Origin of the sequence: Paenarthrobacter sp. A20, assembly GCF_024168825.1 — a bacterium.
GTDB lineage: Bacteria > Actinomycetota > Actinomycetes > Actinomycetales > Micrococcaceae > Arthrobacter.
The window spans coordinates 3,799,051-3,812,491 of record NZ_JALJWH010000001.1; the positions used below are offsets into that span (position 1 = coordinate 3,799,051).

The 13,441-nt window shown below is 62.7% G+C and carries 10 protein-coding genes; 4 read left to right on the plus strand and 6 right to left on the minus strand.

Translation table 11 applies throughout. The features are described from left to right. The first annotated feature begins 11 nt into the window (after positions 1 to 11). On the plus strand, positions 12 to 620 hold the full coding sequence (locus J3D46_RS17465) for a Vms1/Ankzf1 family peptidyl-tRNA hydrolase (protein WP_231340037.1): 609 nt from the start codon (positions 12 to 14) through the stop codon (positions 618 to 620). Here the strand turns inward: J3D46_RS17465 and J3D46_RS17470 are convergent. From J3D46_RS17470 to hisS, 3 genes are all read right to left on the minus strand, one after another. Next, positions 617 to 1,420 (minus strand): GNAT family N-acetyltransferase, encoded by an 804-nt coding sequence (locus J3D46_RS17470; protein ID WP_253468298.1) that lies wholly within the window; start codon positions 1,418 to 1,420, stop codon positions 617 to 619. The genes J3D46_RS17465 and J3D46_RS17470 overlap by 4 nt on opposite strands. Positions 1,421 to 1,490: 70 nt before the next feature. Further along, positions 1,491 to 3,284 carry an aspartate--tRNA ligase gene (gene aspS / locus J3D46_RS17475; RefSeq protein WP_231340039.1) on the minus strand — a complete coding sequence of 598 codons (1,794 nt, stop codon included), beginning with the start codon at positions 3,282 to 3,284 and terminating at the stop codon, positions 1,491 to 1,493. A 110-nt stretch (positions 3,285 to 3,394) separates the two neighbouring features. Next, positions 3,395 to 4,741, minus strand: a complete 1,347-nt coding sequence (gene hisS, locus J3D46_RS17480) for a histidine--tRNA ligase (RefSeq protein ID WP_231340040.1) — start codon at positions 4,739 to 4,741, stop codon at positions 3,395 to 3,397. Between the two features lie 208 nt (positions 4,742 to 4,949). On the opposite strand from hisS, the gene J3D46_RS17485 reads away from it, so the two are divergent. The 3 genes from J3D46_RS17485 to J3D46_RS17495 all read left to right on the plus strand — a co-directional run bounded on the left by J3D46_RS17485 (position 4,950) and on the right by J3D46_RS17495 (position 8,083). Next, the gene (locus tag J3D46_RS17485; RefSeq protein WP_231340041.1) at positions 4,950 to 5,750 is read left to right on the plus strand and encodes a peptidylprolyl isomerase; all 801 of its coding nucleotides are present in this window, start codon (positions 4,950 to 4,952) and stop codon (positions 5,748 to 5,750) included. 66 nt (positions 5,751 to 5,816) lie between these two features. Beyond that, positions 5,817 to 7,379, plus strand: coding sequence for a DUF349 domain-containing protein (locus tag J3D46_RS17490; protein WP_231340042.1), 1,563 nt, complete (start codon positions 5,817 to 5,819; stop codon positions 7,377 to 7,379). Between the two features lie 101 nt (positions 7,380 to 7,480). After that, the gene (locus J3D46_RS17495) at positions 7,481 to 8,083 is read left to right on the plus strand and encodes a hypothetical protein (RefSeq protein ID WP_253468299.1); all 603 of its coding nucleotides are present in this window, start codon (positions 7,481 to 7,483) and stop codon (positions 8,081 to 8,083) included. Position 8,084: 1 nt separating this feature from the next. On the opposite strand, the gene J3D46_RS17500 is transcribed toward J3D46_RS17495, so the two are convergent. From J3D46_RS17500 to secD, 3 genes are all read right to left on the minus strand, one after another. After that, entirely contained in the window at positions 8,085 to 10,478 is a 2,394-nt protein-coding gene (locus J3D46_RS17500; protein WP_159699172.1) for a bifunctional (p)ppGpp synthetase/guanosine-3',5'-bis(diphosphate) 3'-pyrophosphohydrolase, read from the minus strand. A gap of 151 nt (positions 10,479 to 10,629) precedes the next feature. Then, positions 10,630 to 11,619 (minus strand): protein translocase subunit SecF, encoded by a 990-nt coding sequence (gene secF, locus J3D46_RS17505; protein ID WP_253468300.1) that lies wholly within the window; start codon positions 11,617 to 11,619, stop codon positions 10,630 to 10,632. Further along, positions 11,619 to 13,370 (minus strand): protein translocase subunit SecD, encoded by a 1,752-nt coding sequence (gene secD / locus J3D46_RS17510; protein WP_231340045.1) that lies wholly within the window; start codon positions 13,368 to 13,370, stop codon positions 11,619 to 11,621. Before secD ends, secF begins: the two co-directional genes overlap by 1 nt. Positions 13,371 to 13,441 lie beyond the last annotated feature (71 nt).

Here is a 13,441-nt window from a genome sequence, read left to right on the forward strand (position 1 = left end):
GAGACATCGACGTGGACCGCCCCCCATCCACCCCACCGCCGAAGCAACCAAATACCGTCTCACGCACCGCACTGGTACCGGCTCAGCGGATCCATGGGTGGGTGGACAGGTTCACCGCCGGCCATGGGCCCCTGGTTGAAAACTTCGACGACGCCGGGCTCCTCCTGCATGCCGCTGACGGTGCCACCGCACTGCTGAGGCCGCCTTGGCCCGCAGATGGAAGACCAGGCCGCGGAACCACTGGGCTTGAGCGCCTTGCATCACTCGCCGCCCAGGAACGCGCCCTCGGCCTGCTGCTGGTTCGCCGCGGCGGCTACGCCCTGGCCTCGGCCAGCGGAACCACCGTCTTTGCTTCAAAGAGCGGCAACCGCTTCATCGACGCCAAGACCACAGCGGAGCACGCGGCAAAAGTCTTTGCCGGACAACACATCGAATACATCGTTCCCGGCGGTGACAGGGCCCTGGTGGAACAGGTCCTTGCGCAACCCGCCCTTAAAGCCGTGGGGGCCCGCACACGCCTGGCCTTCCTTGATGTTCAGGCGGCCAAATCCGCGACCCTTCCCAAAGCGGCCGCCGACGCCTGCTCTATCCGGATCACCGTGACGGATCCCCCTGGTTAGCAGCCGCTGACCGAACGTTTCAGGGGAGCCTGCCGGTACAAGTAGCTGCCATGCTCCGTGAAACCTGCTTGGGCGTATAGGCCCTGGGCGCCATGATTGGCGGCTGTGACCAGCAGCCAAAAACCCTCGAGGCCCCGCTGTGCACCGGCCTCCAGCAACCCGTTCAGCACGCGCGTGCCGTAGCCCTTCCTCCGGTGTTCCACAGATGTCGCCATGCTGTAAATGCCACCCCAGCCATCCACCAAAGCGAGGCGTCCGACGGCGGCGGGAACGCCGTCGTCGTCCCTCACCAACGCGTACGCGGCCGGGCAACCGGAGAGAATCTTTTGCGCGACCGAAAGTTCGGGGTCGCCGCCACGACCGTCGACAGACCACCACACACTGAGCCATTCCGCCGAGGGAACATCACTGAGTTCCACGTCCGGCCCTGGAAGGTTGGCCGGCACACCGTCGCGGCCGCGGACCATGATCTTCGTTTCGGACTGCCGGGTGAAGCGCTGCCGGTCCAGGACGCCGTTGAGGGCAGCGCTTCGGGAGTCATCGAACACCTGGAAGATCAGGGGAAGCCGGCGACGCCTGTACCACTCCGAGGCGGTACGGACGGATCGCGTAAGGCGAACGTCCGAGTCAGCGGCAGCAGTGAATGCCGGCGCCATCGGCCACACAGAGTTTGCGCGCTGCGTTACGCCCTCCGAGGCCCGCAGCACCCACTTCACCGTGCTATCGCACTCAAGGTCTTCCCGCTCGATGGCAGGCCACGCCTTGTCCATGAGTGTTTCGATGGTCGCTTGGTCAACCACAGTCCCGTCTCCTTCGCTGGCAGAAACACCAAAGGCTCCCCACCGCAGTGGGGAGCCTATGGGCGTTGTTCTATTCGGACGTCGATTCTGCCTTGGCGGCAGGCTTGGCCTCGGGCTTGAAGTCGACGCCGGCCTCCTTGCGCTGCTGCGGCGTGATCGGCGCAGGTGCCGCCGTCAGTGGGTCGTAGCCGTTACCCGACTTCGGGAACGCAATGACGTCGCGGATGGACTCCACGCCGGCAAGCAAGGCAACAACACGGTCCCAGCCAAGGGCCATGCCGCCGTGCGGAGGAGCGCCGTACTTGAAACCCTCCAGCAGGAAGCCAAACTTGGTCTCGGCGTCTTCCTTGTCCAGCCCCATGAGCTGGAAGACGCGTTCCTGCACTTCGCGCTCGTGGATACGGATGGAGCCGCCACCGATCTCGTTGCCGTTGCAAACGATGTCGTAGGCGTACGAGAGTGCGGACTCCGGATCCTTATCGAAGGTGTCCAGGAACTCAGGCTTGGGCGAAGTGAACGCATGGTGCACTGCCGTCCACTGGCCTCCTCCGACAGCTACGTCACCGGAAGCCACGGCCGCGGCGGCGGGCTCGAACATGGGAGCGTCCACGATCCAGACGAACGCCCAGTCCTTGGGATCGATCAAACCGGTGCGGTGACCGATTTCAACCCGGGCAGCACCGAGGAGGGCGCGCGCGGCGGACTTCTCACCTGCGGCGAAGAAGATGCAGTCACCGGGCTTGGCACCTACGGCATCGGCCAAGCCGGCGCGCTCTTCGTCCGTGAGGTTCTTGGCGACGGGACCGGCGAGCTCGCCGTCTTCCTTGAAGAGGACATAGGCCAGGCCCTTGTGTCCGCGCTGCTTGGCGAATTCCTGCCAACCGTCCAGGGTTCGGCGGGGCTGCGAAGCGCCACCGGGCATGACCACGGCGCCGACGTACGGTGCCTTGAAGACGCCGAAATTGGTGTCCTTGAAGAACTCCGTGAGTTCCGTCAGTTCCACGCCGAAACGCAGGTCCGGCTTGTCCGAGCCGTACTTGGCCATGGCGTCCAGGTACGTCATGCGGCGGATGGGAGTGGGGATCTCAACGTCAATCAGCTGCCACAGGGCCTTGACGATCGCCTCCCCAAGCTCGATGACATCGTCCTGGTCCACGAAGCTGGCTTCGATGTCCAACTGCGTGAATTCGGGCTGGCGGTCAGCGCGGAAGTCCTCATCACGGTAGCAACGGGCAATCTGGTAGTACTTCTCAAAGCCGCCTACTTGGAGGAGCTGCTTGAAAAGCTGGGGCGACTGCGGAAGGGCGTACCAGGAACCCGGGGCCAAGCGGGCCGGAACGACGAAGTCGCGGGCGCCTTCCGGCGTCGAACGCGTCAGCGTGGGGGTCTCGATTTCGATGTAGCCGCGCTGGTGCAGCAGTTCACGTGCTACCCGGTTGGCTTCAGAACGAAGGCGCATGTTGCGGGCAGGGCCGGGACGGCGAAGGTCCAGGTAGCGGTGCTTGAGCCGGGCTTCCTCGCCAACTTCCACGTGCTCGTCGATCTGGAACGGGAGTGGCTCGGACGTGTTGAGAATAACAACCTGATCGGCGATAACCTCGATGTCGCCTGTCGCCAGTGCAGGGTTCTCGTTGCCTTCAGGACGCTTGTTGACGGTGCCCGTCACCTGCAGCACGTACTCGTTCCGCAGGCCGTGGAAGACTTCTTCCTCACGGACGACCACCTGGGCGACACCGGACGCGTCACGCAGGTCGACGAATGCAACGCCACCGTGATCACGGCGGCGGCCCACCCAGCCGGCCAGGGTAACGGTTTGTCCAATGTGCTCGGAGCGAAGTGATCCGAGGTCATGTGTGCGCAGCACAGCATTCCTTTCAGCATGAAATTTAGAGGGACCACTGCGAAGCGGTCCCGTCCGAGTTTACCCGCCCCGGCCACGGCTCCTGCCATAAGGCAGGACAAGCATTGTGTGTCTCAGGCAGTGGTGACGCGGACGTGCAGGTCCTCTTCTGCAGGCGTCCATTCCGCGGGGTCGGCGTCCACCTGCTCACCGGTGCGGATGTCCTTGACCTGGTGCTTGCCGTCGTCGTCGGTGAACCACACGAAGGGGATACCGCGCCGATCAGCGAACTTAATCTGCTTGCCGAACTTCTCAGCCTTCGCCGCGACTTCGGTAGCGATGCCCCGGCCACGCAATTGCGCGGCAATGTCCTGGGCCGCAGACCAGCTGTCGTCAGTATTCAGGGCGACCAGTACCGCAGTGGGCACTGCCCTTGAGGCCGTTGCCAGTTCCTGGCTGAGGATGCGCGAAACGAGCCGCGTGACACCGATGGAAAGGCCGACGCCGGGGAACTTGCGGTTGCCCTTGCTCGCCAGGGCGTCGTAGCGGCCGCCGGAGCAAATGGAACCCAGCTGCTCGTGCCCCACCAGTACGGTTTCAACGACGGTCCCTGTGTAGTAGTCCAGGCCGCGGGCGATGCTCAAGTCAGCAACAACCTTGCCGGGGGCGCGCAGGACGGCCGCCTGGATGACCTGTTCCAGTTCGTTGAGACCTTCTTCGAGAAGCTCGTCAGTGACACCCAGGGCGCGCACCTGCTGGACGAACGAAGTATCTTCCGTGCGGATACCCGCCAGTTGCAAGGCAAGGCCTGCTTGCTCATCCGTCGCGCCGAGCTCACTCTTCAAGAGCTCAGCGACCTTGGCCGCACCGATCTTCTCCAGTTTGTCGATACTGCGCAGGACACCTGCAGTGTCCGTCAGGCCGATGCCGCGGTAGAAGCCTTCGGCCAACTTCCGGTTGTTGATCCGGAGCCGGAAATCCGGAATCGGCAGGGCGCTCAAGGCCTCGGCAATGACCAAGGCGATCTCGACGTCGTAGCGGAATGGGAGCTCTCCGTCGCCCACGACGTCGATGTCTGCCTGCGTAAACTCGCGGGCGCGGCCTTCCTGGGGGCGCTCACCACGCCAGACCTTCTGGATCTGGTAGCGGCGGAACGGAAACGCCAAATAGCCGGCGTTCTCCACCACGTAACGGGCGAAGGGAACTGTCAGATCGAAGTGCAGTGCCAGGGCATTGGGGTCAGCCTTATCCGACTTGGCCGCCTCACCTTCATCGTCCTGAAGCCGGCTCAGGCCGTAAACCTCTTTGTCGATCTCGCCTTTACGGAGCAACTGCCCGACCGTTTCAACCGCCCGGGTCTCGATGGAGGAGAATCCATGCAGCTCGAACGTCTTCCGGAGCGTGTCCAGCACATGCAGCTCCACCAACCGCTCCTGGGGAAGCCACTCGGGGAATCCGGACAGGGAGGCGGTACGAGCCATGGTGGAAAAGTCTCCTCGAAGAAAGTTGACGCCGACGCCGGCCCGGCAGCTTTAAACGCCCGTTCGGCGTTTACAGGGCGGGCGTCCAGCCGGTCATGCATAAACTATGTGCGGCAGCCAGTTTATGCTTTCCGCGCGTGCACATCTAATGCAGCATGCCCGGGTTCCTGTCGGCAGCCTCGGAAAGTGGACACAATCAGGAGGACTCTTGGCAACAAGGTCGCGGGATGACCGCGAAGCGAAACGTCGCATTCGGCAGATGGAAGCCAAGCGTGCCCTGCGGCAGGAACAGGGCAAGCGGCGCAAACGCGACAACACCATCGCCGTCGGCGCGGGTGCAGCGGCCGTGGTCCTCGCCGTCGTGCTTCAACTGACGGCCTTCAGCTCCAACCCCACCGAGGCCGAGTTTGCCGCGGCCGAGGCCGGCCTCAGTTCCCCCTCAGCATCGCCGTCGGCTTCTGCGTCGAACAGCCCCGACGTTCCCAGCCCTGACACGGCAGCGGGAAAGACCTTTACCGGTGAGCTCGCATTGAACGGCGGAGTAGTCGGAATCGAGTTGAACGGCACAGCGGCACCACAGGCAGCCGCGGTCTTCAAGTCCCTGAGCGACGCTGGCTACTACAACGGGAAGTTCTGCCACCGCCTGACAACGTCCGAAACATTCGGGCTCCTGCAGTGCGGCGCCACCGACGAAAACGGGGCAGACGACCCCAACTACCGATGGGGTCCACTGGAAAACGCGCCCGCAGACAACAAGTACCCTGCGGGGACCATTGCCGTGGCGCGCACCGGGAACGACGCATACGGTAACGGCCACCAGTTCTTCGTCGTCTATAAAGACACCACCATCCCGGCAGACGCCGCGGGCGGGTACACCATCGTGGGCAAGGTAACCAGCGGGTTGGACGTGGTCACCAACATCGCCGCCGCAGGCCTGAAAACCGGCGAAAACGCCAGCGACGGCGCCCCTGTGGCACCTGTCACGATAGACTCGTTTTCTCTGAAGTAACCAGCTCCAGGCCCCGGCCCGGGGTGCATTACCTTAGCAGTCCCTCCAAGCGAAAGACTTTTAGCGGTGACAGACAGTCAGAAATCCGACGAAACAGCAGTAGTGGCCAACGAAGAAGCGGTCGAGGCAAACGGCACCAACAGTTCTGAGACCCCCGACGCAACGGCACCAGCTGCGGAGCCAACCCAGGCTGAGTCCGCAGCATCCGAGGCCGGGGAACCAGCTACCGATGCCGAGGCTGCAACCGAACCGGCCGCAGCCGCCCCGGCCGCACCGCGCCCGGTCCCGTCCGCAGCTCCTTCCCCAGCGGCATTTGCAGCACGTCCCAAGGCTCCCGCCGCCGTCGTTCCTGCCGCCCCGGCTGTGTCCGCTGCCTCACTCGCCGAGGCCGCCAAGTGGGGTCGGGCTGAAGGTGACGGCCACGTCTTCCTGACGCTCGACGGCGAAGAAATCGCCGTTGGCCAATACCCCGGCGTCAGCCCTGACGAAGCTTTGGGTTACTTCGCCCGGAAGTTCGACGACATCATCGCCCAAGTGGTCCTTTTGGAACACCGCGTGGAGTCCAAGGCACCCGCAACGGACATGCAGAAGACCGTCACCCATCTTCGTGAGCAGCTGGCTGAGCGCAACATGGTGGGCGACATCCGTTCCGCCGAGGCTCGCTTGGACGCCCTTTCCACCCAGGTCGTGGAACTGGAAAAGTCCGAGAAAGCTGCCCATGACGCCGTGCGCGCCACTGAACTTGCAGCCCGGGAAGCGATCGTGGCCGAAGCAGAGTCCATCGCCGGCCAGGACCCCGCGCAGATCCAGTGGAAGACCTCCAGCGCCCGCATGAACGAGTTGTTCGAGACCTGGAAGGCCGCGCAGAAGAGCGGCGTCCGGCTTGGTCGGAGCAACGAAGATGCCCTCTGGAAGCGGTTCCGTTCTGCTCGAACAGTGTTCGACCGTCACCGCCGTGCCTACTTCTCGCAACTGGACAGCAACAATTCCGCTGCAAAGTCCGCCAAGGAAGCTTTGATCGCCGAGGCCGAGGCCCTCTCGTCGTCCACCGACTGGGGATTCGCTGCCGGCGAGTACCGCAGGCTGATGGACCAGTGGAAGGCAACTCCACGTGCCAGCCGCAAGGACGATGACGCACTGTGGGGCCGCTTCCGCGCCGCCCAGGATGTCTTCTTCAGCAACCGCCAGGCCGCGAATGACCAGATCGACCAGGAATACACGGCCAACCTGGTGGTCAAGGAGCAATTGGTAGCCGAAGCGCAGGCACTGCTGCCCATCAACGACCTCAACGCTGCCAAGAAGGCCCTTCAGTCCATCCGTGACCGTTGGGAAGACGCAGGCAAGGTTCCCCGCGGGGATATGGGCCGCATTGAGGCAGGACTGCGGAAGGTTGAAGACGCAGTCCGGGAGGCCGAGGAAGAGAAATGGCGCCGGAGCAACCCCGAGACAAAGGCCCGCACCAACAGTGCGCTCTCACAGCTCGAAGCCGCCATTGCCGGCCTCACAGACGACCTTGAAAAGGCCGAGAAGGCCGGCGACCAGCGACGCATCAAGGCTGCACGCGAGGCATTGGAAGCCCGTCAGGCATGGCTGGACCAGATCCAGCGTTCGGCGAGCGACCTCGCCTAGCTTCTCCTGACGATTCGGTATTCTGCAGGCTCTGTTCCGGTTATCCACATAACCGGGGCGGAGCCTGTACTCGTAGGTCGCGGGCACGGAATGATCGGTGGATGGTCCCCGCTGCTGCTGCCCCGTCCCTCTTGGAGCCTGTCATCCCCGAGCTCTACTCCCCCAGTCTCATCTTTTCGTGGAACGAGCTCCAGAGCATGGCCTTTGACGGCATTCTCCTGCCCCTCTACGGCAAAAGTTATGCCTCCCCGGGCATCGCTGTCACGCATCGTCTCAGGGCCCGCGCAGCAGCCCTCACGGTTCCAGAACGGATCCGGACAAAGGTAGTTGCCGGCCGACTCACCGCAGCCTGGATCTATGGGTGCGCAAACCCGCCCGAACACCTGTCCCTGTTGGTTGACGCGAAGCACCGCATCTCAAGCCTGCGGGGAAGCACGGCGTGCAGTCTCCATGAGGTGAGGCTGGGCCAGATGGACGTGGTGAGCCTCGGTGGAATGCTGGTGAGCAGCCCTCTTCGTACCGCGGCAGACATCGCCTTGCACGTCGAAAGCGATCGCGCCTTGCCTGCTCTTCGACGCCTCCTGGACAAGGAAGATCTGGGTGTCCGGCTGCGGCTGCTCACCTTGGCCGTCGAAGCAGTCCCACGGGTACCCCACAAGCGGCGTGCCCTGGAAACCTTGTCACAGCTGGCTTCCCAGTCCTGAACTAGCTGCGGCGCCTGTTGCCAGTAGTGCGGTAGACGTCAAAGACACCGTCGATGCGCCGCACGGCGTTCAGTACGTGGTGCAGGTACTTTGGATCGCCCATCTCGAAAGCGAACTTCGAGATCGCCACCCTGTCACTCGAGGTGTGAACCGAGGCGGCGAGGATGTTGACGTGGTTCTCGGACAGGATGCGGGTCACATCGGACAGGAGGGATTTACGGTCCAGTGCCTCCACTTGGATTTCCACGAGGAAGACACTTGACTGTGTCGGAGCCCATTCCACTTCGACGATTCTGTCCGGCTGGTCCCGGAGCCCGGAGACGTTGGTGCAGTCTGTCCTGTGGACGGATACTCCTGAGCCGCGCGTAACGAAGCCGAGGATGGGGTCCGGTGGCACCGGGGTACAGCAACGGGCCAGCTTGACCCAGACATCGCCCACGCCGCGGACTATGACGCCGGAGTCCGAGAACTTGGACTTGGCAACCTGCGTGGGAATGCTGACTTCGTCGAGGTCTTCGTCCGGGGTTTCATGGCCGCCCAAGTGCTCGACGAGCTTTTCCATGACGGACTGGGCGGACGTATGCCCGTCACCGACGCCCGCGTAGAGCCCGGAGATGTCGACGTAGTGGAAGTCTTCGGCGACAGCTGACAGTGCGTCATGCGTCATGAGGCGTTGCAATGGGAGGTTCTGCTTACGCATTGCCCGTGTCAGCATGTCCTTGCCCCGGTCGATCGCTTCTTCGCGACGTTCCTTCGTGAACCACTGCCGGATCTTGTTGCGTGCACGCGCAGACTTGACGAAGTGTTGCCAGTCCTGGCTGGGGCCGGCTCCTTCGGCCTTGGAAGTGAAGATCTCCACCCAATCGCCGTGGTTGAGCTCACTGTTCAGCGGGACCAGCTTGCCGTTGACACGGGCACCGATGGTCCTGTGACCCACCTCGGTATGGACGGCATAGGCGAAGTCCACAGGAGTGGAACCCGCCGGAAGGGCCATGACCTCGCCTTTGGGTGTGAAGACGAAAACTTCCCGTGCGTTGATTTCGTATCGCAGGGAGTCCAGGAACTCGCCGGGATCAGACGTTTCCTGCTGCCAGTCGACCAGCGACCTCAGCCAGCCCATGTCGCCATCACGAGGACTGCCAGGGCCTTGCGCGGTCCGGTTGGGTTGGTCCTTGTACTTCCAATGCGCTGCCACACCGTATTCTGCCCGGCGGTGCATCTCATGGGTACGGATCTGGATCTCAACGGGCTTGCCGCCCGGGCCAATCACTGTGGTGTGCAGAGATTGGTACATGTTGAATTTGGGCATGGCGATGTAATCCTTGAAACGCCCCGGCAGGGGGTTCCATCGCGAATGCAAGGTACCCAGGGCTGCGTAACAGTCCCGGACGGAGTCCACCAGGACGCGCACGCCCATGAGGTCGTTGATGTCGTCGAAGTCCTTATCCCTGACGATCATCTTTTGGTAAATGGAGTAGTAGTGCTTGGGCCGGCCAGTGATGGTCGCCTTGATCCGCGCGGTCCGAAGATCATCCGCTATCTGGTTGCGGATGACGCTGAGGCTCTTTTCGCGCTCCGGCGTACGGTCGCCCACCATGCGCACGATTTCTTCGTACACCTTGGGGTACAGGGCGGCGAAGGACAGGTCTTCGAGCTCCCATTTGATGGTGTTCATGCCCAGGCGGTGGGCCAGGGGCGCGAAGATTTCCAAGGTTTCGCGGGCCTTGCGCGAGGAGGACTCAGCAGAGACGAAGCGCCATGTGCGTGCGTTGTGAAGACGGTCGGCCAACTTGATCATCAGGACGCGGATGTCTTTGGCCATGGCCACGACCATCTTGCGGACGGTTTCCGATTGAGCGGCCTCGCCAAAGCTGACCTTGTCCAGTTTGGTCACACCGTCCACCAGCATGGCAACCTCGGGACCGAAATCCCGTGTCAGGTCAGCGAGGGTGTAGGGGGTGTCCTCCACGGTGTCGTGAAGCAACGCCGCCGCCAACGTGGTACCCGTCATGCCGAGCTCAGCCAGGATGGTGGCCACCGCCACAGGATGGGTGATGTAGGGATCACCGCTCTTGCGCTTCTGGCCCTGGTGGCTTCGCTCCGCAACGGCGAAGGCCCGCTGGATCAGGTCAAAATCTTCTTTGGGGTTGTTGGCCCGCACCGTCCGCAGCAAGGGTTCCAGGATCGGAGAGTACGGAGCGACACCGCGGCCAGTCAGCCGGGCAAGCCGGGAACGTGTGCGCTCCCGCCGCCCGGGGAAGGTGGGACGCACGCCAGGGGTATCGACCGGAACCGCGCCTGCAGTCCGTCCAGCCACGCTTGTTGCCGGAACCGCCACAGCATTGTGGCCGTCTTCCCCGCCCGCCGGTGGTGCCGACGTCGCACGTTCTTCCACAGAAGTACCCCTCACAACCGATTTAATTCTCCCAGTCTATTCCCGCATGTGAATGCTTCTGCAACTGGGCAGCACATGACGAACGGGCGGGCAAGTCAAAGAGCCGGCCCCCGCATAGGCGCGGGGACCGGCTCACAATCAAACTACAGCCTTAAACAGTGGCTTCAGCCCTTCGGTGGCTGACCTTCTTGGCCTGCTTCACAAGGTCAGGCTCACCTTGTCGCAACCATGCATACAGGGGTGCCGCAATGAAGATCGTCGCCGCCGTACCGATCAGGATGCCGACGAACAATGCCAGCGAAAGGTCGCGCAGCGTTCCCGCACCGAGAAGCCCGGCACCGATGAAGAGGATCGCTGCCACCGGGAGTACAGCCACCATCATGGTGTTGATGGAGCGGACCAGCGTTTGGTTGACGGCCAGGTTGACCTCTTCGCCAAAGGTGCGGCGCGTTGAGGTGGAAATGTCGGCAGTGTTTTCGCGAATCTTGTCGAAGACCACCACAGTGTCGTAAAGCGAGTAGCTGAGGACGGTCAGGAAGCCAATGATGGCCGACGGCGTGACTTCAAAGTCACTCAGGGCGTACACGCCCGCTGTGGTGAACATCGTGACGAGCATGCCAACAAGGGCCGACAACGACATCTTCCAGGTCCTGAAGTACAGCGCCATGAGGACAGCCGCCAAACCAACAAACACCACCAGGCCGATGAGGGCCTGCCTGGTGACATCCTGTCCCCAGGTCGGGCCCACGAAGTTGGATGTCACTTCGTTCTCAGTGACGCCGTAAGCGCTGGTGAGGGCATCCTTGATGCGGTTCGTCTCGTCGTCGGTCAACTGGTCCGTCTGAATCCGCATGGTGTTGCCCGCCACGTTTGCGACACGGGGAATGGCGCCCGGTACGACGTCGTGCACGGCCTTTTCGCCGAGGCTCGCATCGGTGGTGCTCACGTTGGAGACGGTGAACTCCGAGCCGCCGCGGAACTCGATGCCAAGGTTGAAGCCGCCCTTGGCCACCGGGATAAGGATGGAGAGGGCCACGGCAACAGCCGCGATAATGAACCAGATCTTCTTCGAATTGACGAAGTTGTAGGAGCGCTTGCCCGTGTACAGCTCATGGCCGAAGGTTGCGAAGCTCGTAGTCATTACTTCTCCTCCTTGGTTGCCTTGGAGGAACCAGTCAGCTGGCCCTTCTCGGCAAGACGCCGTTCGGCGATGGTCATGCGACGTTCGGCTTCGGCAACAGCACCGGTATTGCGCGCACGCACGGGTGTGGGCTTCTCATCGGGCGTACGGAGCCGCCCCGCGCCACGGTACAGCGGAATTGCACCAAGACGGTCCGGGGAAAGGCCCGAGAAACGGTGTCCTTCTCCGAAGAACTTGGTACGGGCCAAGACCTGCAGCATGGGGTGCGTGAACATGAACACGACCAGGAGGTCGGCCAGGGCCGTCAGGCCCAACGTGAAGGCGAAGCCGCGCACGTTGCCAACCGCGACGAAGTAGAGGACAAGTGCAGCCAGGAGGTTGACAGCCTTGGATGCCAACACCGTCCGCTTTGCCCGCTTCCAGCCGTTTTCGACGGCAGATACCAGTCCACGGCCTTCGCGGAGCTCATCGCGGATGCGCTCGAAGTAAACGATGAATGAGTCCGCGGTCTGTCCGATAGCCACGATCAAACCGGCCACACCGGCAAGGGAGAGTCGATAATTCTCGGTCCACCCGAGGATCGCAATGGCCAAATAGGTCAGGACACCGGCCACCACGAGGGAGGCGATGGTTACCAGGCCAAGGGCCCGGTATTGGAAGAGGGAGTAAACCACCACCAGGAACAAGCCGATCATGCCAGCCAGCAACCCGAGGCGAAGCTGGTCGCCACCAAGAGTGGCCGAGATCTGCTCCTGCGACTGGATCTCAAAGCTGATCGGAAGCGCGCCGTAGCGAAGCTGGTCGGAAAGCGCTTTGGCACTCGCCTGGGTGAAGTTGCCAGTGATCTGCGGGCGTCCGTCAGTAATCACTGCCAGGGAACGGGGCGCGGAAATGACCTTGTCGTCCAGGACAATGGCGAACTGCGACTTGGGATCGTCGGTTCCTTGGGCCTGCGCCGCTACGTAGTACTGGTTGAGCCGCTCGGTGACGGCCTTGAACTTCTCTGTGGCATCGGCGTTAAAGACAATGTTCACGCCCCAGGAGTTGGTGACCGAACCCTGCGCGCCCTGCACCTGGGAGAAGGTGGAGTCGCTGATGTCCTGGCCCCGGACTTCTACCGGCCCAAGGATGTACTTGATGGCGGGCGTCGTGGACGTGGCAGCTTCGCAGGTCACCAGGGGCTTGGCCGGATCGGAGCGTTCACGCCTTTCGGTCGAAGGATTGACGCAGTCGAGAGCTTCGAATTCCTTCTGGACTTCGGGGGTAATCCAGTTGACATCACTCGCGTTGGCCGGCTCGGCCGTCGGCTTGTTCAACTGGTCATCCGGTGTGCGCGATTCCACGGGAACGGCGGCGGGATCGCCATAGGTGATCACCGGGCGGAAGTTCATGTCGGCCGAAGCCTGTATCAAGTCGCGGGTTTCCTTGGACGGAGTTCCCGGAAGGCTGACCACAACATTGCGGCCGGACTGGGTGCTGATTTCGGCTTCAGCAACGCCGGAGCCATCCACACGCTGCCGGATGATGGCAACAGCCTGGTTGAGCTGCTCCTCATTAATCTCGCTGGATCCCTCAACCCTGGGCGCCAGGATCATCTGGGTTCCGCCTTCGAGGTCCAAAGCCAGCTTGGGAGCCCAACTGGCGTTGCCAGTTACCACTCCGCCAGCCAGGACAGCGGTGAGTACAACGAATATTGCTCCAAGCCAGGTCAGCACCCTGCGGGCTGAATTTTTGGGGCCGGTCCGTGCCATTATCGATCTTCCTGTTATCGCCGGACAGCCGCCGGCTGACGCTGGTGAGCGTCTGCCGGCGGCTTTCCGAT